This window comes from Rhizobium sp. AN6A (assembly GCF_900215635.1).
Lineage (GTDB): Bacteria > Pseudomonadota > Alphaproteobacteria > Rhizobiales > Rhizobiaceae > Agrobacterium > Agrobacterium tumefaciens.
The window spans coordinates 201,915-223,995 of the sequence record NZ_OCNC01000002.1; the positions used below are offsets into that span (position 1 = coordinate 201,915).

The following is a 22,081-nucleotide window of genomic DNA, read 5'->3' on the forward strand; positions in this document are numbered from 1 at the left end:
TTGATACCGGGCGGAAATGATTTCTCTTGTCCCGGCTCAGTCCTCCCTGAAAACATGATTGAGCTGATCCGTCAGCGGCTTGACGAGATAGGAGATCAGGCGCCGCTCCGCCGCTGGCATCAACACGTCCGTTGGCATTCCCGGATAGAGTTTCAGGTTTCCCAACCCTTCCAGGCTCTCCGCCTCAGGCCTGATCCGCACCGCGTAAAACGGCAGTCCTGTTCTCTGATCGGTCAGCACATCCGGCGAAACGGACACGACCTCACCCTTCACCATTGGTGTGGTCGTGCGGTCGAAAGCGGTAAAATGCAGCTGTGCCTTTTGACCCGGCGTCACCTGATCGATATTGCGCGGCGAAATTTTCGCCTCCACTATCAGACCATCGCCACGCGGTGCGACCAGCATCAACGTTTCCCCTGGCTGAACGATGCCGCCGACGGTGTGAAGCTCCAGCTCGAAAATGCGACCGCTGACAGGAGACCGGATGTCCAATCGGCCGAACTGTTCCGTCACATCGACACGTCGCGCTTCCATTTCGGTGATCTTCGCTTCGGTTTCCGCCAACTCCTTGGCATTTTCCCCCCGGCGGTTTTCATCAAGCTGAAGAATTTGTAGCTCCACTTCGCTGATGCGCCCCTCGGCCTGCGCTTTCGATGCCAGTCGTTCACCAAGATTGCCCTGCAACTCGGCGCGGCGCTGTTTGAGCGACGTCAGGCGTTGCAGCGTGACAAGCTGTTGCCGGTACAATCCGTCGACAGAGGCAAATTCCTCATCGACCGCCGCAATCGACGCTCCCACCGCCTCGATCTGAACGTTTTCACCCTCGATCTCGTCTGCAAGCTGGCCCTTGCGTTCGGCGAGCTGGCGCTTCATGCCTTCAAGACCGTCTCGCCGCGTCTGGAGAAGGTTCTGCTCCAATGCAACGAGCTGGCCATAGGCAGGCCTGGTGAGCCGCTTCTGCTCCAGAAAATCGGCCTCGAAAGTTCTCGTGCCGGCAAGTTCCGCCCTGAGACGCGCAGCGCGTACGAGAGACTGCACCAGCGCATTTTCGATAATCGCCAGATTGGCCTCGACAGTCGTCCGGCTGAGACGCAGCAAAACATCCCCGGCCGCAACGTCGCTGCCCTCATGCACAAGCAGTTCCGACACCGTGCCGCCGCTGAGATGCTGTATTTTCTTGACGTTGTTCTCGATGACGATGAAGCCCTGACCGCTGACGGCCCCCGCCAGCTTTGTCGTCGCCGCCCAGCCACCAACACCGCCGAACAGCGCAAGCCCCAGCCCGACAACAACGGCAATATGTCGTCGGAGTGAACGGCGCCAGAAAGCGATGGAAAGCTCATCGCTCATCGCGGTACCTCCAGCTTTCCGGTTGCCCCGACAACCTTTAAAATCTTTCCTGAACGGGCAGCCGGTTCCCGGCGAAGGACCTGACCCATGATTGCCTCGCGTGGGCCGAAGGCTGCCATTTTACCCTCTTTCAAGACCAGAATCCTGTCCACCTGTGCAAGAATGCCGGGTCTGTGGGTGATGACGACGGCGATCCCTCCGCGCATCTTGATGCTGTCGATGGCGCGAGACAAAGCCTCTTCTCCTTCAGCGTCGAGATTGGCGTTCGGCTCATCGAGAACGACTAAGAATGGCTGGCCGTAAAGCGCGCGCGCCAGAGCGATACGCTGGCGCTGACCGGCCGAGAGCATCGGAAACTGGGGGTCGATCAGGGTGTCGTAGCCACCCGGCAATTGCAAAATCAGATCGTGCACGCCTGCCGTCTTCGCTGCAGCAATGACTTCCGCAGAGTGAATGTTCTTACGAAACCGGGCGATATTCTGGGCGATAGTTCCTCCAAACAGCCCGACCTCCTGCGGGAGGTAACCCATATGGCTGCCAAGCCGATCAACGTCCCACTGGTCCATCGTCGCTCCGTCGAAACGCAGCGTACCGGTACTGACGGGCCAGATGCCCAGAAGCAACCGGGCAAGCACCGTCTTGCCGGATCCGCTATGTCCGATCACTCCAAGAACCGTTCCCGCCTCCAGCGAAAACGCGATCTCCGATATGATGGGCTTTTTGGTTTCCGGCGAACCTCCCGCCATGGCCTCTACCGTAATATTGCGGGATGGGAGCGGTAACTCCGAAAGAGTTTCGCGGTCCGTCTCTACCGCAACGATAGCCTCGAGCCGGAGCCAGCTATGTCTTGCTGCGGCAAAGCCCCGCCAGTGCACAATAGCCGCCTCAACCGGCGCAAGCGCCCGCGACGTCAAGATCGAGGACGCCAGAATGATACCGCCGGACGCATCCCCCCTTATCACGAGCACGGCTCCAACCGCCAAAATGGCGGATTGCAGGGCAAGCCGGAGAATTTTCGTTAGTGTCGCGTAAGTATTGGCCACATCGGCATGACGCGTGCCGAACAGCCGGAATGCCGCACTATTGGCGGCCCACCTTTCCGCCACGTCGCCGGTCATGCCCATGGCCCTCAGCGCTCCGAAATTCAGCCTGACGGAATCGGAAAAACTCCTGCGGTTTGCGGTCAGCACCGCGAGATCGCGTTGAGATTGCCGCAGGCTGAAATGCGCAAGTGCGGTCAAAATCATCAAGACCAGCACGCCTGCCAGCGCCACGAAACCGATGACGGGATGAAGCAGAAAACAGATCGCCAGATAGATGGGCAGCCAAGGAAGATCAAAAAGTGCCGATGGCCCCGGCCCGGAGAGAAAACTGCGCACCGTATCGAGATCGTCGCTTGTCGAAACGATTGCGGGTTTACCGCACAGCAACAGCGATCGCCGATAAAGGACCCGGTCGAGAGCAACTTCGAACAAGGCGCCGAGACGCGACAGCATGCGACTTCTGACGATTTCAAACGCACCCTGACAGACAAACAGCATGCCCGCCAGCAGACAGAGTGCAATGAGCGAGCCGATGCTCCCGCTTGGGATGATGCGGTCATAGACTTGCAGCATGAAAAACGGGCTGGTCAGATACAGCAGATTGATGAAACCGCTGACAACGGCAACGACCGCAAACCCGCTTCTGCACCGGGCGAAAGCCTGATGCAGGAGCGGGGTGCGGGCGTGTCGCCCACCCGTTTTACGATCAAACGCGCCGTCTTTCGGCATACTCATTCGCCTGCTGCTGTTATTGCACAAAATTCCGCGTTGTCCGGCGCGCCGCAAACCGTCGTCAATTGGCGGGATGGGGCTCGTCATCGAGGGTGCTCTCCGGCACCATGTTGAGATCGAAGGCTGACACATCTGCCTCGACGGGAATGAGGTCGAGAACCGTGTCCGCAGTAAAACTCTGCGGCGCGATGGCCAAATTCCGCCCGGAACTGCGCTGCCGGGTGACGACGATAGTGCTTTCCCTGGCCGTGCCGTTGTAAAGTGACAGAATCTCACCTTCTGTCGGCGAAAGGCTGGCCATCGGCACCAGATGGCGAACGAAGCCGTTGAGGATGATGTCGATCTTGCCGGAGGATACCGCCCAGTTCTCCCAATAGCCCTCTGGAATGCGCAGCGCGATCGTCGCGTTGCTGCGCAACGTCACCGTGAATACCGAAAGGTCGCCCTCATCGCTCAGCAGCCGGACCTTTCCCCAGCCATACAATTGCTCTCGCGTGGCGCGCGATTCCGGCATCTTGTTCTGCTTGAGAAGATTGACGGCATCCTTGACCTTCTGCGCGAGCGACATCTTTGTAACGAGGACGGCATCGTCGTCGTCGATCACGATCATGTCCTCCAGCCCAATCAGAACGACTTTTCTGCCGCCGCGTGCATAAGCGAGGGTGTTGGTGGAGCCGATCGACAGCACCGGCCCGGAAAGGGCATTGCCGTTAGCATCCTTGTCGCGGTCGATCTCATGCAGGGCTGACAGAGAACCGATGTCGGACCAGCCGATGCCCTCGCAGCGCACCACCGCACCGCGTGACGTGCGTTCCATGATCGCCGTGTCGATCGGAATATCTGCTGGCGCAGCCCGGAACGCCGAAGATTCCAGCATGATCGCGTGTATATCATCGAACATGTCGATGGTGGCTCTTTCAAACGCCTCTTCGGCCGCACGCAGGGTTTCCGGCGCATGACGCGCCAGTTCTTCCAGCATGACACCGGCCCGGAACATGAAGATGCCGGCGTTCCAGCAGAACCCCTCCTCCACATAACGCCTTGCATTTTCAAGCGACGGTTTTTCCAGAAAATCGCCAGCACTGATGGCGTATCCCCTGACTTCACCATCTATTTCGATTGCCTCGCCCGGGCGGATATAACCGAAGCCGGTTTCAGGATGTTCCGGCTTGATGCCGAAGGTGACGATACGGTCGGCAAAACGTGCGATCGGCAGGGCGCCCGCGACGATCCTGTTGAAGATTGCGGGTTCCGCAATGATATGGTCCGAAGGGGCCACAAGAAGAACGGCGTTGCTTCCTGCCGCATCCATCCGCGAGATGGTGACAGTCAGCGCGGCGATCGCCGCCGCCGTTCCCTGCATCGAAGGTTCGACGATAAGTCCGTCGACGGAAAATCCGCCGCTGGCGACTTGCTCTTCCGCATGAACCAATGTGTCGCGTGCGCACATCAGCCACGGCAGACTATATCCGGGTACGGCAAACCGGCGGAGCGCCTGCTGGAAAAAGCTGCCATGCCCGTCGTCACCCAGCGTGAGAAACTGCTTCGGTTTGTTCGAGCGGGACAGAGGCCAAAGCCGGGTTCCGGACCCACCGATCATGATGGCGGGAACGATCCGAGTGTTCTCGCCTGCAACAGCGGTCAAATCCTGACGCATATGAAACCCTCACAAAACCATAAAATATATTTTCGCAAGAAATTGACCCGCGTTGCCGCCAACTCACCAACAAAGTCCGTGATAGACAATGTGACCGCTACGATTGGGCACCTCGACACGCGCGAGATCCACCACCACGAGCGGTCTGCCGGCCGCTTCGATCGCCCCGGTCAGACCGGCATATTTGTGGCCGACCACCAGAATATCGGCGTTGTCGATGACATCGTTGATCGACGGTCGGATACGTGGCGCAATATGGCGCAGGTAGGTGCGGCCTTCGCTTTCATCCCTCACAACGTTTGGATCGAAGATCGACACTTCTTTGCCGTTGCCTATAAAATTCTCGACAAGGCTCAGCATCGGGCTTTCGCGCATATCATCAGTGTCGGTCTTGAACGTAATGCCGATGAAGCCGATGCGATCCTTGCGCGCATCAGAGATGAGCTGTTTTGCACGATCGATCTGCACCAGGTTTGCCGCCTTTGCGGCGTCAAGCATCGGTGTTGCAACGTTCATTCGGCGGCCGAAGCCGGACAGAGCCCGCAGATCCTTGGGGAGGCACGAGCCGCCATAGGCAAAGCCCGGTTTCATGTAGGCCTTGGAAATATTCAGGCGCGTATCCGCGCACACGACATCCATGACCACATGGCTGTCGATATCCTTGGCCTTGCAGAGATTGCCAATCTCGTTGGCAAAGCTGATCTTTACCGCATGCCAGCAGTTGTTGACGTATTTGACGATCTCGGCGCTCCGCAGCGGAATAACATGTGGAACGACGCTAATATGGGCGACCATTGCCTTAAGAACGTCGATCGAGCGCGTATCATCGCCATACTGACCGAAAACGATGGCGCCTGGCCTGTAGTAATCCGCAATCGCCGAACTCTCGCGCAGGAATTCGGGATAGTAGGCGACGCCGAAATCCACTCCGGCGATTTTTCCGGACGCCTCTTCGAGCGCCGGTATGACAACCTCCTCCATCGTGCCGGGCAGGATGGTGGAACGCATGACGACAACGTGGAATTCGCTTTTGTTGCGCAAGGCCCTGCCGATCTCAAAAGAGACTTGACGCACGTAGTCGGTATTGAGTGTACCGTCGAGAAGGCTGGGCGTACCCACGCAGCAGAGCGACACATTCGTCATTTCGACCGCTTCTTCCGCGGAGGTTGTCGCGGTCAGCATGCCGTTGAGGTTGGCTTTTCCCAGAAACTCGGCAAGGTCTGGTTCAATGATCGGCGCTTCGCCACGGGCAAGGCACGAAACCTTGAAACTATCCGGATCGACCGCCACGACGCGGAAACCGTCGTTGCTCAGACAGGCGGCCGACACGCAACCGACATAGCCGGCCCCGAAAACACTGACCCTGAGACCCATTGCACTGACGTTAATATCAATTTTGGTCATGTGAACCCCTGAAAGCAACTAAGGAAATACTTAAATAACCATGGGAAAATTCTGCAAATTCAGAATAGACGCGCCACCGGACCGGGCCGGAGGGAGGCGATCAAAAGCAATGCAGGATCAGGCTCGACAGAACCCGTTGGCAACATAAAACTTATATTTTATCGCGAAAGTGCTTCGCCGAAAGCAAAAGAATAAACGGCAAAAAATCTAACGGAAAATTACAACGTATTGATATTAATGCAAAAAAAATGCATGTATCATCGAAAACAGCCGAATTGACAAAATTTCAAATAAACATATATGAAGGCAACGACAACGGCGAACAAAGAATTACATGACCGTGTTGACTTCGCTATTAATTACAAAATCATTAAATATGAATATACAATATAGTCAACAAATATTTAACGATTAATACGAAATAATTACGAATACAGGCAATACCCGCAAATATTTTACCGCCCGTTGCTTACGCGCGTCACTCAATCTGCAGCATTAACTAGACGTTTCCTTAAACCTGCTTCAATGGCCGCTTGCCTTGTCGGGAAGTGAACCATGTTGCGTTTTGCGTTGATTGCCTTTTCTACGTCCTTTCTGTTCAGCTTGCCTATGCTGGGCGTTGGCAACGTTTCAGGCTCGAATGACGCCATACATGAAATCCTCACACCGAATACGTCGCCTGCTCGCCCGCCGAACGTTCAGGTGAAACTGGAAAGATCCGGCAGCGCAACGATCTCGAACGGCATGAAGGAAAGGGGCATGAGTTGCGATGTGGCGACTTCCCAAATCGAAACCCCGCCGCAAAAAATTGCCACAAGCTCGAAATATCTTTCCCAAGGGGCGATAGAGGGCGAAGGGCAGGACACCTCCCATATCGTCGTTTTCAAGCCGATCTGGCGTTCTATTCTTGAGCTGGAAAACATTGAGACGCGCTTTGGAGCTGAATGCGCCATGCGTGTCCTTCTTCAATGGGCGACGTCCCGCGCCCTGATCGACGCCACGACACCCGACGCCAAACTCACCCGCGCTCGTGTGCTTGCAGAAATATCCGGTCTCATCGCCGCCTGGGGTGTGGCAGGCGATCTCGACAGAAAAAAAACCATTACGGAATGGCTGAACATCATGGCAGACGACACCATGGTGTTTTTCGACACCAAGGCCGGCCCCAGAAGCGCCCGCAACAACCATCGTTATTGGGCAGCACTTGCCCTTGCCACAGTCGGCAGCCTGACGGGAGACCACAACAAGATCGAATGGGCCCGCCAGTCTTATCGAATCGGCGTGTGCCAGGTCACCGAAGACGGCACTTTGCCGCTCGAAATGCAAAGGGGAGCGCTTGCGCGCAACTACCATCTCTATGCTTTTCGTCCGCTGGCTGGCACATTCGTCACGTTCCGAAAGATCGGTCAACCACTCGATGACATTTGCTCTGGCTCTCTCGAGCGACTGGCCAAAGCCACGTTGAACGGTGTTGATGATGCAGCGCTGTTCGAATCGGCGACCATGAAACAGCAAACCAAGCCGCCGCGTGAAGACAGCTACCCTGCCCATCTGAGGCTGGATACGCTTAAACGCGAACTCCAACAGGGATAACGCCGACAACACCATCATCGTCTACCTCGTCATGCCGTTTAGCGAGATAAGCGCGGATCGCGCCAGAAGGTAGCCGCCATCGGCAGATTGGGTCAGCCAATATTTGGCCTGCCCGATATCTTTCACTACGCCGGTCGCCTGCGCATACATCAGACCGAGCAGATATTGCGCCTCGCTGTCTCCCTGTGTTGCAGCCAGTTTTCGATAGGCCGCCGCCTTTTCAAACGACCGGCTCGTACCACGCCCTACGAAATAAGCCTCGGAGACCGCACGGATGGCGTCCATATTCCCGCGGTCGGCATAGGGTTCGAGAATTTGCAAAATTGCATCATGCGTGGTCGCCGGCACGCCAGAACGGTTCAACGCCTTGGCCAGGAAAGGCACGGCTTTTTCATCGCCCGCCTTGGCGGCCTCGGCGAACATGTCCACACCCTTTCGGATTTCGGCCGGGTCGTTGCTGTTCCATAGAGCGCGGGCGATCTTGCCGTCTTCTGAAATAGGACCGCCCTGCGGCGCTGCGGCGATGATCGCCTGTGCCTTTTCCCGCGCCGCCGCACTGAACCGACTGTCGGAAAGTTTCGTCGCGGCGGAAAGACTTCGCTGCGGCGTCAGATCGATCGCCGAGAGCAGAAGTCTCTCGGCGCGTGCCGTTGCGTCGGCGTCGACGCTTTGCATGAGCAGGGATGCGGTTTCGACATAACGAGCCGCGCGCCGCTCCGGCCGCAACCTGTCCAGCAAGGCAATCGCTTCATTCACATCCCGGGTGATGCCGCGCCCTTCCAGCAAGGCAAGCGAAGTCTCCTCTATGCCGCGGAGATTGCCCACCAGCGCTGCCCACCTGTACCATTTGTAGGCAAGGGCGTCGTTTTTGGGAATATCAATGCCGAGTTGCTGCATGCGCGCCCACGCGATGACGCAGCTGGAAGACCCTCGCATGGCTTCCTTCGCCAACAGGTTCATAACCTTGCCGGTATTGGTGCCAAACGAATAATCGTTGTTGACGATCCCCTTGGCCAGCAGACGAACCGCCTCGCGGTTCCTGGGGGCCGCCGATATCAGAAGGGAAAAACCGAGATCAGGATTACGAAGATCGCGGCGAGATTCATTCAGGGCAGCCGCTGCGATTTCCAGCTGCCGGGCGACAGGAAGCTTTTTTGCCGCTTCAAGCGAAGGCAGACGCGTTGCCGGTAAAGCTTGCGGGCTGACGGTGATCGTCGCGCGCGCCTTTGGAACCGGCACACTGCCCTTTCCTGCAGCCAGAGCCACGCTCGTCGCAATCGGCAAAACCGTAATCAGGGTGAAAATGACAGAAAGTTTCATCGAGCGGTCCTTTCTCCACCATCCGGATATCGTGACGGAGGTTTTGCTATTGAGTGATCGTTGCAGCCTTACCCAACCACCGTTCCGCTTCTTTCGGATCGGTGGGGACGCCGTAACCAATCTGCAGTGCAATGGCGTAAGGTTCGAAAGCCTGGCGATAACCGGAAATCGCCGCCCGCGCGAGCCATGCCGTACTGTCTGCGGCCGAAAGTGGAAAACCACTGGTGCCGGTCGCAAAAGCGTCGGCAACCGTCAACATGGCAGCGCCGTCGCCGGTTTCTGCAGCTTTCATCATCCAGACCCTGGCCTTCTCCGAATGGGCCCCGTCCTCTTTCGCCAATGTCGAAAGAACGCGCGCCAAAGCCTGAATGGCATTACCGGCCCCTGCTTTCGCGGCATCTTCAAGTGCCACCAAGGCTTCGGCGACGATTAAAGGATTTGTCGACGCCTTCGGCGCCTCGTCCCCTACCAACTGCTCGACAAGCGTCTTCAAAGCTCCGTCGTCTCCGGCGCGAACTGCGGCAAGCAACCACCGCTTCGCTTGCTGCGGATCGGCGTGGGGCGACAGGAGGTACATGCGACCGGCTTCGCGCATCGCTTCCACCTTGCCCGCCTCCGCAGCCTTGACCATCGTCGCAAGCGCCAGTTCGGGATTGGCAACTCCGCGTTTGTCGTCGTTGAGCAAATTTGCGAGCTGATAGAGCGTGCTGGCGTCATCCGTTTCCGAAGCAATCGCCCGCTCGACCAGGTTGCGGGTCGGTATGGCGTAATCAGCATCCCGCGATATGGCATCGGCCAGCGCAACCTCGTCTTTGGCGCTGCATAGCGGTTGTTTCAGGGCCATATCGAACATGGCGCGGCGCGATGTCCGGTCGCTCGCACGGTCGGCTGTTTTCAGTATGGCGCGGATATCGCCATCATTCACAGCCTGCCCCAACCAGAGATCGGCTGCCCTGCCACCACCGGTCTTTGTGTCCACACCGAGATCGGCAAGCTGGATCATCGAAGCCGTGTGACCCAAACGTGCAGCTTCGACAAGAAGTTTGATACCTTCCTCGGGTTGAGGGGTGAAACCTGCAGCTCCCTTCAGATAGAGCTTGGCAAGATCATAACGCACCGAGGTATCGCCGGTTGACAGACCATCTCTGAGAAGTTCGATCGCCACCTTCACGTTCGCCTTGTCGGCGTTTTCAGATGAAAGCTGCAGTCGCGCCAGCAGAACCAGCGCCTGACCGCGTTCCTGGCCCGCCGCCAATGCCTTTTCGTACCACTGGCCGGCCTCACGGCTATCGGCGCCCGTGCCGATGCCGTCACGATAGGCCAGCGACAGGAGAACCATCGCCCGCCGGTCCCCAAGAGCCGCCGCCCGACGAATATTGCGGAAATACATCAGCTTTCCGTCATCACCGGATTGCTCGGCCAGCGCCTGTCTGGCGACGGCGATCAGGCTGGGGCGGTTACCCGCAGCAGCGGCTCGCTCCTGCCAGCGTCGCCCTATCCCCGCGTTGCGTTCGACACCGATGCCGCAGCTATAGGCGTCTGCCAGTGTGGCCATCGCTTCGCTCAAGCCGTTATTGGCGGCGCGCCGCAATATCGCAACCGGATTGACACTTTTTGAAATATTATGCGTGCTGTCGACCATCAGCTGGTAAAGCTCAAGAGCGGCGGTATCAGATCCCAGAGCAACCGCACGCGTCAGATATTCCACGGCCTTTTCCGTGTTGCGCGCCGTTCCCGTGCCGCTGGCATAAGCACTGCCCAACTGCTTCAGAATATCCGTATCAACGACAGGATTGCGCGCGGCCTGCTCGAGATAGCCCACCATGGCGGAATAGTTGGGCTTTCCGCCAAAATCTCCATGGGAGATCTGCGCCAGAAGTTCGAAAGCGCGCACATTTCCGCGCTGGGCCTCCTGTTTAAGCGCCTGTGTCGCCTTTGGAAGCGCGTCCTTGAGATCGAGATTTGCCAGCAACAGGCGAGCAAGCGAAATGCGGCTACCGGTGTGTCCTTTCGCAGCAGCGGTTTCCAGAAGTTCCACTGCCTTGTTGCGATCCACCGGAACGCCGTCGCCGATCATGTAACGCTGCGACAGACGTTCGACCGCAACGAAATTTCCGGCCTGTGCGGCAGCCATCAGCCACCTGGCGGAAAGCTGCGGATTATAAAGGCCGAATTCTTCATTGGCATAAATGCCGGAAAACAGGTTGAGAACGTCGCATTCCCCAGCGCCGAGCGACTGGCTGAGTCGGTCGATCGCCTGATTGAAAAGAAGCTGAGGCGCGTTCTCCGACGGCGCCAGATCCGGATTGTTGCGATAAAGCCGCGCAAGCAACAGAGCCGCATCCGGATCACCGTTTTGCGCACCCATCTTGAGGTACTTTTCGCCCTTCAGCTTGTCCTGCGGCACCACATCGCCCGTGGCATAAAGACGCCCCAGAAAGGTCGCCCCTTCCATGAAGCCACGCGCTATCGCCTCGTCCTGGAGCGCGAGACCTCGGCCAAGATCGGGCGATCCTGACGTTGCGTCGAACATCAGGCGACCCAGTGTGTGTGAGGCACGGCCAGCCAATTCATAATTGGCGTTTTTCAGATATTCGAGCATGCGGCGCGCAAGCACCCTGTCACGCGGGACATTGCCGGTTCCGCCGATATAAGCCTGTGCATCCAGCAGCATATCGTCCAGATTGCCGGGAACCGGCCCGCCGTCCCACTTGCTCCAGTCGAAGGAAAGATCGCGCTGTTGCGCCCTGACCCTGCAGATCGGCGCGTAATCGAAGTCGGGGCTTGGCATAAGACCGTCGTGCAACGGCAAGGTCGTCTGCGCCTGCGCCGGCTGCACCGCAAACACCAGCGCTACAAACAACAGGCCCGCACCAAACCTCGTCTTTTCCCGCCGACCGGAGAGGAATGATGCCGCGCTTTTGAATGTTGTCATGTACCTGATCCCTCTCATCTTCCTGCTCCTACTCAGGCTTTCGCCGAAACGGATGTGAGAACGATATCGTCCGGCCCGTTGCCCAGAACGAAGATGGACGTCACCGAACGGCGTTTCAGCGTCGTTTTTTCGAAAGTCCTGGCAATCGCCCCTGAAATCTCGACGTTCAAATCGATTGCAACGGCATTGACCTCGAGAGAGACGCCGCTCATCGGTGCGACGGCCTTGATGACGGGTGAGCGTTTGGCGAGCGCCGTCAGTGAAACCGGTGTTGTCGTGAGGTTGTAGAGCGCAAGCGCACATTTCGCCGGGTCGGACGTAAATACATCCGCAACGACAACAGGCTCTTTTGTGTCCGTGCCCGCGAGAATCGTCAGATATTGTCCCTGCCCCACCGAAAGCGGCGTGGACCGCCCTTTGACCAGCAGGGCGTAGTCTCCGGGAGCTCTTGCGATATAATCGGAAATCCCGCTTGCAGATACCTTGAACGGTTTCTCGCCAATGGTCGCCGTTACAACAGCCGACGGATCGGTCGAGGCAATACGAATGAAGCTCCAGTCTTTCGGAACATCCGCATCATAGATGCCGGCATCGTCGCCAGCCGCCAAAACGGACTGGTTTGCCGCCATCAGGCCCGCAAAAGCGGTAACAAGGCGAACGAACCGGCGTCGATTTATCTTGAAGGCAATCTCATCCAAAGACATCTGCTTCAGCCCTGCTTCTTGATGAATTGATCGGGAACGCGGCAAAGACGAGCGGTAACCGTGATGTCGCCGAAGTTTCCGTTGACGGATACACCCGTAATGGGCGTCGGAAACTCGTCGTTCAGCATCAGGTAAAACGTGCCGTCATCGACGAAACGGGGAAAGCCGCCTAGCGTCAGCGTATCCTCATCGCCATCGCGATAACGCACGGTGACAGTCATCTGGTTCAGGCCAGCCTGCGAGGTAGCGAACTCCAGATACGCGTCCCCATATTGCTGCCCCCTGAGGTCTGCGGCGGCAAGCAACACCGTCTCGCCGTTGATTTTCTTCGGCTGAGAGTTCGCGATGCTGCTGTTACCCTCGCAGGAGCCGTAGACGGCCGCCAGCAATTGGCGCGATGCCTGGAACATCGTCTGGTCCACGGCATAATATGACGGCGCCTCCCAGATGATCAGCGGAGCCGGCTTTTCATGAAAGCCTTTAGAGAACACGAGAGTCGCAAGAGACGAGATGAACTGCGCGCCGTTTTCGGCATAGTTCGTGATATCCAGACCGGTTTCCTGCGCCAGAAAGCCCGCAAAATTGAATTCAGGCGTTGCACTGAAAGAGGAGCCGACGAGAGCAACCGGTGAGGAGGTTTCGGCAACATTCCCCAGAAGATCGCTCGCATCATCTGCCGATCGCGTTGTCTGCCAGACCGTTTCCTTCTCGGGCTCCACCGCGCTGCCGCACAGGGCCTGAATTTCGTGGCCCATCGGCGCGATGTAATCGAGACTGCCGACAGCCTTGGTCTCGAAATTGTAGGTAGACAGGGATGGGTATTCGGCGAGCTTCTTTATCGTTTCGGCGGCAGCGGAAGCAACCAGACGGGCGCCGGATGACGTCCAGTGATGGTCCCGCGCAAAGAAGAAATTGTCCCTTGCCTGATGATCGTCAATCGCCTTGAGAACATCTACCGTCGTAATGCCGTTCTTTTGCAACTGCGCGACATAGTGACGGAACTCCTGTTCCGCAGCGGGGGCATTGTAGCGTGCCTGGATCTCGTCGCTATCATCGAGTTTCGCTTGCTGTACGATACCGCGGGACGGCACCGGCATGAAAACAAGTTCCGTTCCCTTGATGCGCAACGCATCGGAAATGGCGCGCAGGGAGACCATCGTTTCCGACGTTCTGACGAAGAACTCTTCAAAATCCGTATTGGTACGGAAAAACACGCCGTCGAGCCCTTCGGCCAGATTGAATTCCGTTTTTTTGTTGCCGATATCCGGGCAGGCCTTGCCTGCAAAAGCAGGCGTTGCGGCGAAAACGAACAACGCACTCATGAAACGGAGGGCGAACCGGCTCGCCTCACCTGCACCGCAAAGATGGTAAACCTCAAGGCTCTTCGTTTTCATCGACCACCTCCATCTTGGGTATCTCGAAACGGGGATCAGCCGCCGCCATCTTCATCAGAATTTTGTTGGCCTGATTGTGCTTGAGCGCCTGCGCGCGCCTCAACCAGAGGAGCCCCTCTGCCCGCAGGGCTTCGGAACTGTCTGCGCGAAGGACGAGTGCTGTCTGAAACATGGCGGACGGATTGTTGGCGGCTGCCGCTCGGGCCAGCCATTCATTCGCCTTGTCAGCGTCCCGTTCGACGCCCTGCCCCGACCTGTACGCCTCATAGAGCCGATACATGGCGAGCGGACCTTCTTCCGTGCGTGTCGCTGCGGCTTTCTCCAACCAGCCAATGCCCGCCTCGCCATCATGCGGAACACCGAATCCGGAGAGCAGAGACAGCCCGACATCGATCATCGCCGCCGCGTCGCCGCGCTTTGCACCCTTGTAATTGAGGGCAAATGCCGCTTCCGGATCGATGGGTGCGGCGAAACCGGAACTTTCCAGCGCCGCGAGATCGTGCCATGCACGATCAAAACCGGCATCTGCCGCCGCCTGCAAATTCTGTTTTGCAAGCTCCCTGTTCTGCGGCACGCCTGCACCCCAGAGATATGCGAGACCGAGTTCGCGCCGCGCCGAACGGCTGCCGGCGTCGCTTGCGGTTCGCAGGTAGTTGGCGGCGCGCGTCTTGTCGATGTCGACGCCAACGCCATCGGCATACATGCGGGCAAGCTTCAGGTTGAGCGATGGGTTTTTCGGCTGCACGGCAAGTGCTCGATCGTAATAGGACAAAGCCTTGGACGGGTCGGCAGGTGTATGAACGCCATCCAGCAGAAGATCGGCCATCATGATCGTGGCTTCGACGTCGCCATTGGCGATCCCTTCTTCGAGAACACGCTGCGCCTCTCCAAAATTCCGTTCGCTTTTCTCTTCACCGAGATAGGTTGAAGCCAGCATGGCGGCCGCACCCGGATACCCCGCACCTGCCAGCTCCCTGGCGAGGTTGGCACCCCGCAGGCTCAACAGCGAATCTGTTGATTTCAGCAGAGCACCGGCGAGCACGAAACGATCGGCAGACGAGAGATCGGGAATGTTTGCAGCAAGTTCCAGAAACTCTCTTGCCTTGCCGCTCTCTCCACCTTCCAGCGAAAGAACATCAAAGAGATCGATCGCCGCAGAGAAACTCCCGGCTCGCGCCGCTGTTTCCAGAAGCGGAACTGCTTCCTCCAAACGGCCATTCGCTCTCAGAAAACGTGCCATCTCGACCGATGCCTCGACATCGCCCCTGTCGACCGCCCTTTGGAAAATCGCATGTGCCTTTTCAAACGCATCTGGACCGCCGACGCGCATGTGCAGATTTGCAAGCTCTATGAGACCATCCGTCCTGCCCCTTGCAGCCGCTCTTTCCAGATATTCCGTCGCCTTGCCGACATCGACCGGAACGATCTGCCCTTCCGCGTAAAGCTTACCGAGCTTCAGCATCGCCGCATCGCTGCCAAGGATATCGGCCTTCTCCAACCATCCCATCGCGAGAATTTTTCGCTCCGGGTCTGAAGACAGAAGAGCGGCCTCTGCCAGCCTGTTCAGCACACGAACTGACGACCGTACCGCAAGCGCTTTCGAATACCACGCCATGGCATCGTCGATATCGACCGTCTGGCCGATACCATGAAGACTGAAATCGCCCCTCAGCACGATTGCGTTGATGCTGCCGGCTGCGGCGGTGGCGACAAGCCCGTTGCGGGCCGCTGTCAGACTTTCTTCCGTCCGCAATTCAGGCTTTTCGAGAAGCAATTGCGCTAAAAGGACTGTGCCATCCTTGGACTGGCGCGCCAACGTTAACCCATAAATATCCAGTGCTTTTCGCGCATCAGCGATAACGCCGTCCCCATCACGGAACATCGTGCCGATGCGCAAAAGCGCATCCACATCGCGCGTCGCGCCATTCATCACCTGGGCGAACAGATCGTCGGAAAGCTTCTTGCGGTTTTCCAACGTGTTCTGAAGTTGAACGGAGAAATAGAGGACGGCCTTGGCATCTTTGATGCCAGCGAGACGCCGCATCCATTTATCGAAGATCGCTTGATCGACATTGATGTCGCCGCTCTCGGTAAAGTCCTTGACCAATTCCTGCGCCGCCTCGACATCGCCGGTCTCGGCCGCCCGGTCGAGATAATCCGCCGCCTCAGCGGGATTGAACAGGCTGGTCGCGGAATCCATTTGCAGACGCGCGATCCAGAAGATCGATCGCTTGTGCCCAAGCTCGCCCGCTTTCCGATACCAGCCCAGTGCCGCTTGTAACGCCTCATCGGAATTCCCATTTTCCCGGTAGTAGGTCGCAAGGTCATAAGCCGCACGCTCATCGCCGGACACCGCACGCCGCTCAAGCAGCCCGATGCCGAAGCGGGTCATCGATTGTGCTTCGGTCTCAGGCGTTCCAGCCAGACCGGCCAACTCGAAAGCGGCCGCGCCATAACCGAGCCGCAGCGCCAGTTGCAGCCGGGCCTTCGCATCGGTAGAACCGAGCTGCCGCTCCACCATCGTCCGCCCGGCAATATAGGCTGCCTCGGCGACCCCCGCCCGGCCAGCCTCTTCCAGAAGCGACAGGGCCCGATTGATATCAAACGAACCGCCCTCTCCCGCAAGCAGCATCTTCGCCAGCGTCAACCTGGCTGCGGACTGGTGTGGGCCGGGGATGGTCAGCGCGGCCTCGAGGACAGTCCGTGCCTTGCCGAAGTCGGACACAAGCAACGGATTTTGCGCATCGACCGGCACGCCTGCCCGCAGCAACCTTGCATAATCCAGCATGCCCTGACCGTCGCTCCGCTGCGAAAGCGCGGTCGCGGCTTCGATAAGTCTGCCCGGCACTTGCGCATCAGCGGCATATACTGGAAGGCCGTTTAAAAACGTCGATCCAACCGTAATAGCGAGGGTGAAAAGGTGACGCTTCATCATCACTTCCCCCAGAAACAGGTGGCATTGCCACCGACAAATTCATCGATCAACGGCCGTTCGGTCGCGGCATCCTTTTGCAGCAGCGCAATCGCGCGCTGCATGGAGATGTTCTCGGCAGGAACGGCAGCCAAAGCTTCGAGGAATGCGAGATAGTGGCGACCATTGCCACGGTTATCGAGAAAGCCCGTATCCTGCTGAAGATAATCACGGCTTGGTCCGGGAATATAATTCTCGGCCGCATAGGCATTGACGAGAACCGTATCGTTGATGCCGTTCAGCCAATAACCGAAGACCGTCCAGATCGACCGTTTGACGGGGTTGGCATCGCCGGATGTCTTCACATAGAGGTTTTCGCCGTGTCCGCGGGCAACCTCTGCCATCACCACCATGCTGGTCAGCGACTGCCGCATATACCAGAGCGCCCGTGCACCCCGGCGCGTTTCAAGCGGCAGCCCGCCATTGGCGCGCGCCTCATCGAGAATGGAGAGAAAGCGCGATCTGCCTTTTTCATAAAGGCCGTCATCCCCGACGATCCCGCCCCATGTCATCAGCACACTATCCGCCAGATACCGGTGATTGTTGACGTCGACGTCGCCGTTGAATGTCTGGTCGACGCGACGAACCAACGGATCGAGCCATGTCTGGATTTTCGACCGTTCCCCGTCCGGCAAGTCGTCGCGAATGATCGAAAAAGCCGTGATGGCCGGCAAGAGTGCACGCTTCAGCGCATAATAAGCGTCGTGCCCCACCTCCGTTTTTTCGAAGGCGCCACGATCCGCCCAGGTGTTCAGAAGGGTACGCAGCATCTTGGTCGACGCGGCGTCACCGCCAAGCGAGCGCCCGGAAAGCACCATCACCGCCCAGGCGAACTGGGCACCGGCACGATCGCTGCCGTAACCGGCGGTCGGACGAAATCCATCGACGACCTCGAGATCAAGCCATTTGCTATCGGCCTTGATCGCAAGGCATTGTTTGCGAAGACGTCCCGAGGTATCGGCCGCGATTGCCGCCTTGCGAGCTGCGACATCGAAAAGACCGTCATAGGTAGGCGCAGCGGTTGCGGCCGAGGTGACGCAGAACCAGACACCGAGGGCGACAACGATTCCGTGTCTCAGAGGGGTTTTTGCGCCAGGAATCCCGGAGAATATTGCCATCAGCTTCGGCCTCCCGTCCCGTTGAAGTTCTCGTATTGAACGGAGTTTGAAACATTGGTGCAGGTGTCGGTCAGCGCATCTTCCGCGAAGATTGCGGATTGACCGTCGCCATCGAAAAACCCCGCATCGCGGAAACGGCAGGTATAGGCTTCCGGGCGTTTCGGTCGGCACACCGTCGAGGTTATCAACACGCTTTCGCGCTCGTTGAAGCGCAGCATGTGACCTTCCATCGCCCGACCATCGCCATCGATCAACCGGCCGACCTGATTGAGATAATCGTTGCCGGAGAGGCTGAAACCCGACGTACCGTCAACCTTGATGCCGCCGCCATTTCCATGGATGCGGTTGCCGCTGGCCGCAAAGGTCGTCAGCGGCAGATAGGGATCGAACTCGAAATCGCGCAATGCGTTTGCAGGGGATGTCCGCAAGTTACTGATATAACCGTGGATCGCATCCTGAGCGTTGTTTTCCAGAACATTCTCGTGAACGCCAACATCCCAACTGTTGCGGATCTTGATGCCCGCACGCTTGTTGTCGAAGAACCGGTTACCCACAGCCAGGTTGCAGCTGCTTTCGAAGAGTGTCAGGCCATCCTGTTTGTTGTCGAAGGCGACATTGGCATAAATGAAATTGTCGACGCTGTTGCGGTCGATCATGAAGCCCGACCCGGTGTTGGTGTGTGACACATTGCCGACGACCCAGGAAAAATTCACCTCACGCGAGACGATGATGCCGTGTTTGGCCTTGGTGTCATAGGTGGTGTTGAGGGCAATCAGAAGCCGATGAGAGCGGTCATGCGGGTCGATCGCGTAGAGCACGTTGTCGCGATATTCATTGCCCACGAGGCTGACCTCGTCTGCCTCGTAGGAATAGAAGCCATATTCGAAATTGTGGAAGAAATTGTCGACAACGACCCCGGTCGGCGCACGCGCGTCAGTTATCCGCTGCGCCACGGTCTTGGGACCGGCAGAAAAGGCCAGGCCGAAGGACTTGGGCGCCGCGTAACCCAGCGAATCCAGCACGGAGCCACCGATCATCAGCCGTGAGTTGCTCCAGCCGATGATATAAGGCCGGAAAACATGACGCTTTTCCTTGTCCGAGTAACGTGGCGTTCCGGTCGCCTCATCCCAGGATGTAACGGTCGTATCCTGGACGTAAAGCGTCCCAGCCACGGAAATGAAACTGCCGGCCGTCGCGGAAAGACGATAGGTGGCCGCTTCCTGTCCGGACAGGATCAATGTCGCCCCCTCCGCCACCAGAACAGGGGCGCGCAGTGTCACGACATCGTTTTCGCGCGTGACCAACGGAAAACCGCCGCCAGCATCCAGTTCGCTTGCCAGACTGCCGAGAGTGTAGACGCCGCTCTGGATAACGATAATGCGCGGATAGGGAATGCCCTGCGCTTCGGCCGCGAAAGACAGCCCCGTATTGCCCGCAGCCAGATCTTCCATGAACTTGTCGCTATAGGGACTGAGATTGGCAAGCGTAACGGCAGCATGACCGGGTCGAGGCAAGGGCACATCCTTACGCACCATGCCGGCACGCGCGGAAATGTCGGGATAGGTGTAGGTCTCGGGAAGGCTCATCCTGCCTTCCAGTCGGGCAAGTGTCAGCCTGCCATCGCTGAAGGCGGCAGCGGGTGTTACCTCTGCCACGGCCTCAAGCTCCGGTGCCTTTTGCATGGCCCGGTAGTCGCCCGGGCTCCCTTTGCCCCAGCCGAGATTACGCACATCGAGAGACCGAAAATTAGCTTCCGCGATGGAACGCGCCGTGCGGACACGCAACATGTGATCCTTCAGCGTGGTCGCCTGAACCGATGCGAATCTGAGCATCGCCGGATTTGCCGCAGCCGCAACCAGAACTTCGGCCTTGAGCGCCTCATCCTCCCCTGCACCGGCGAATGACGCGAGATAGGTCAATGCCTCACCGCCGAAGCCATCCAGCGCAGCACGTTTGCCAATCATGCTGGCAGCCCGCGCCTTGATCTTTTCGTCGGCAATACGATCAATCAGTTGCTTGGCTGCGTCGGTCTTGCGCGCATCGGTCAGCACTTCGACGATCTTCAGATACCCCTTGTCGCGGTTATCTTTTTTGTCCTCACCAGCTGCAACTTTCACCGCTTCGCCGACCAGCGCATCGAAATCGCCGTTACCCTTGCTGTCATTGGCAACCGAGGCAAGCCGCAGCAGCGCCTCTATCCGGAACTCCGTGTCCTGAATGGAAAGGGCAACCGACTTCGCATCATCCGTCTCGCCCTTTTTGGCAAGCGTGCGCGCCAGTTCGGACTGCACACGTCCTTTGTCACGGCTATTGGTGATGATTTCGATCGCGCTCTTGCCCGCCGAAATATCACCTTCCCGCACCTTCACGCGGGCGATACCGGCAACAGCCTTGTCGAGGTCATTGCCGCCTTGGAGAAAGGGCAGCAGCTTTTCCGCGTCCTTCAGCCTGTCGGCATCCGCCAGGCTTTTGGCGAGATTGGCAATCGTGTTGCCGCCATCCTTCACCGTACGCAATTCCTGCACCAGCGCCAACGCGTCATCCAGTCGCTCCAGGCTGATGGCGCTCTCGGCCGCCGCTACCACCGCCACTCCCCGCTCAGGGCCGGACAGGCCGGCAAGAACGGCGTTTCCGTTGGCATAGGAAGCATCCGCCATCTTCGTCAGATCGTTCTTGACGAACACCGTTGCCAGCGTGAAATCAAGCTCGGCGCGCAACGCGCTTTCCGGCAGGTATTCTGCCAGCTTTGCTGCATCCAGCCCACGCCCGGCCTCGATGCGCTGCTTGACGATCTTCTCGATCAGATCTTCCTGATCGCTGTTGTCCGCAAGACTGGTGGCCAGCACGGGCATCCATTCCAGCTTGCCTTCCCTGAGGGCCAGATCCGCTACATTGCCGACTGCCTTCTTGCGCGCTTCGGAATCTTCCGGATTGATCGCCAGCGCCCACAACAATGCCGACTCCAGATCGTCTTTCTCAAGGGCACCGACGCTCTGCACCACAATGCTGTCCGAGGAAGCGGCGCTGACTTGTTTACCGTCGATCTGCTTGCCCGCAAGAATTCGCAAAGCCAGATCGTAGCGGGCATAACCACGCATGCGTGTTGGCCACATGCGCGAAACCGCCTTATCGGCAAGGGCGGAGGATATTTGAGGATCGATGATCGTGGCCGTCTGCGCCAGGATGTTCAGCGCCGCGTTCTTTGCCGTCTCGTCCTTGATGAGATCGACACGGTCGGCTGCCTTTTCCATCAGGCTTATGGCATTCGGCTTGTCGCCCTTGGCAACGAGAGCGGCATAACCTCCCAGGGCAGCGACCTGCAATTCCGGCAGAGAAAGAGCTTCGATCAGCTCCATTGTCCGCACACGCATTTCGGTTCTTTGCTCCGGGTCCGCGATACGGCCCTTCATCTGTTCCTGCAATGCGGAGATACTGGCGGAAACCAGACTGTCGGCATCGATGCCACCGGAAGCCAGGCTGCTCAACGCAGTCTTTGCTTCGACGGAATTCGTCGCCATCCACGATTTCAGTTGCGCCATGCCAGCACGCGCCGCATCGAGAAACGCAAGGCGCTGCCGAGGATCTGTCGCACCATCGGCCTTCAGAACGTTCGCAGTAATGTCTGACACGGCGGCATCGGCTTTGCCCGACGCTGGTGCCTGCATTGCCGAGGCCTGCTGGGCGAAAGCAACCGAGGAGGCAGCTGGCCAGTGCCCGACGGTAAACACGAGGCAGATCGACAACGCCGCCATGCGCAGCGATAGCCAAGTGCTCGCCCTTTTCCGCAGCCACCGGCAATTGGAACTTGATAGGTGGATGATGTCGTGTGTCATCATGCTTCCTTCGTCAGGTCTGTGTCG

12 protein-coding genes are annotated in these 22,081 nt (G+C 58.1%); 1 reads left to right on the top strand and 11 read right to left on the bottom strand.

From position 1 onward, the window contains the following. Positions 1 to 36: 36 nt before the first annotated feature. The 4 genes from CRO62_RS02330 to CRO62_RS02345 all read right to left on the bottom strand — a co-directional run bounded on the left by CRO62_RS02330 (position 37) and on the right by CRO62_RS02345 (position 6,186). Positions 37 to 1,350, bottom strand: a complete 1,314-nt coding sequence (locus tag CRO62_RS02330) for an HlyD family type I secretion periplasmic adaptor subunit (protein ID WP_097099031.1) — start codon at positions 1,348 to 1,350, stop codon at positions 37 to 39. Continuing rightward, entirely contained in the window at positions 1,347 to 3,122 is a 1,776-nt protein-coding gene (locus CRO62_RS02335; RefSeq protein ID WP_097099032.1) for a type I secretion system permease/ATPase, read from the bottom strand. The genes CRO62_RS02330 and CRO62_RS02335 overlap by 4 nt, the downstream gene beginning before the upstream one ends. Positions 3,123 to 3,186: 64 nt before the next feature. Further along, entirely contained in the window at positions 3,187 to 4,782 is a 1,596-nt protein-coding gene (locus tag CRO62_RS02340; protein ID WP_097099033.1) for a mannose-1-phosphate guanylyltransferase, read from the bottom strand. Positions 4,783 to 4,845: 63 nt separating this feature from the next. Further along, positions 4,846 to 6,186 carry a nucleotide sugar dehydrogenase gene (locus CRO62_RS02345; protein ID WP_097099034.1) on the bottom strand — a complete coding sequence of 447 codons (1,341 nt, stop codon included), beginning with the start codon at positions 6,184 to 6,186 and terminating at the stop codon, positions 4,846 to 4,848. Positions 6,187 to 6,741: 555 nt separating this feature from the next. On the opposite strand from CRO62_RS02345, the gene CRO62_RS02350 reads away from it, so the two are divergent. Continuing rightward, positions 6,742 to 7,779, top strand: coding sequence for an alginate lyase family protein (locus tag CRO62_RS02350; RefSeq protein ID WP_097099035.1), 1,038 nt, complete (start codon positions 6,742 to 6,744; stop codon positions 7,777 to 7,779). Positions 7,780 to 7,800: 21 nt separating this feature from the next. Here the strand turns inward: CRO62_RS02350 and CRO62_RS02355 are convergent, their stop codons facing one another. Genes CRO62_RS02355 through CRO62_RS02385 form a run of 7 tightly spaced genes read right to left on the bottom strand, consistent with a single transcriptional unit; the run spans position 7,801 to position 22,057 of the window. Continuing rightward, complete coding sequence (locus CRO62_RS02355; protein ID WP_097099036.1) at positions 7,801 to 9,099, bottom strand: tetratricopeptide repeat protein; 1,299 nt, start codon at positions 9,097 to 9,099, stop codon at positions 7,801 to 7,803. 46 nt (positions 9,100 to 9,145) lie between these two features. Next, the gene (locus tag CRO62_RS02360; protein ID WP_179784436.1) at positions 9,146 to 12,034 is read right to left on the bottom strand and encodes a tetratricopeptide repeat protein; all 2,889 of its coding nucleotides are present in this window, start codon (positions 12,032 to 12,034) and stop codon (positions 9,146 to 9,148) included. Positions 12,035 to 12,066: 32 nt separating this feature from the next. Next, positions 12,067 to 12,738: an alginate O-acetyltransferase AlgF gene (locus tag CRO62_RS02365; protein WP_097099038.1), complete on the bottom strand. Its 672-nt coding sequence runs from the start codon at positions 12,736 to 12,738 to the stop codon at positions 12,067 to 12,069. Between the two features lie 5 nt (positions 12,739 to 12,743). Beyond that, positions 12,744 to 14,132: an alginate O-acetyltransferase gene (locus CRO62_RS02370; protein ID WP_097099039.1), complete on the bottom strand. Its 1,389-nt coding sequence runs from the start codon at positions 14,130 to 14,132 to the stop codon at positions 12,744 to 12,746. Beyond that, a complete protein-coding gene (locus tag CRO62_RS02375; protein WP_179784437.1) occupies positions 14,113 to 17,064 on the bottom strand; it encodes a tetratricopeptide repeat protein in 2,952 nt (983 codons plus the stop codon). Before CRO62_RS02375 ends, CRO62_RS02370 begins: the two co-directional genes overlap by 20 nt. A 2-nt stretch (positions 17,065 to 17,066) precedes the next feature. After that, positions 17,067 to 18,221 carry an alginate lyase family protein gene (locus CRO62_RS02380; RefSeq protein ID WP_097099041.1) on the bottom strand — a complete coding sequence of 385 codons (1,155 nt, stop codon included), beginning with the start codon at positions 18,219 to 18,221 and terminating at the stop codon, positions 17,067 to 17,069. Next, positions 18,221 to 22,057 carry a right-handed parallel beta-helix repeat-containing protein gene (locus CRO62_RS02385; RefSeq protein WP_210201847.1) on the bottom strand — a complete coding sequence of 1,279 codons (3,837 nt, stop codon included), beginning with the start codon at positions 22,055 to 22,057 and terminating at the stop codon, positions 18,221 to 18,223. Before CRO62_RS02385 ends, CRO62_RS02380 begins: the two co-directional genes overlap by 1 nt. Between the last annotated feature and the right edge of the window lie 24 nt (positions 22,058 to 22,081).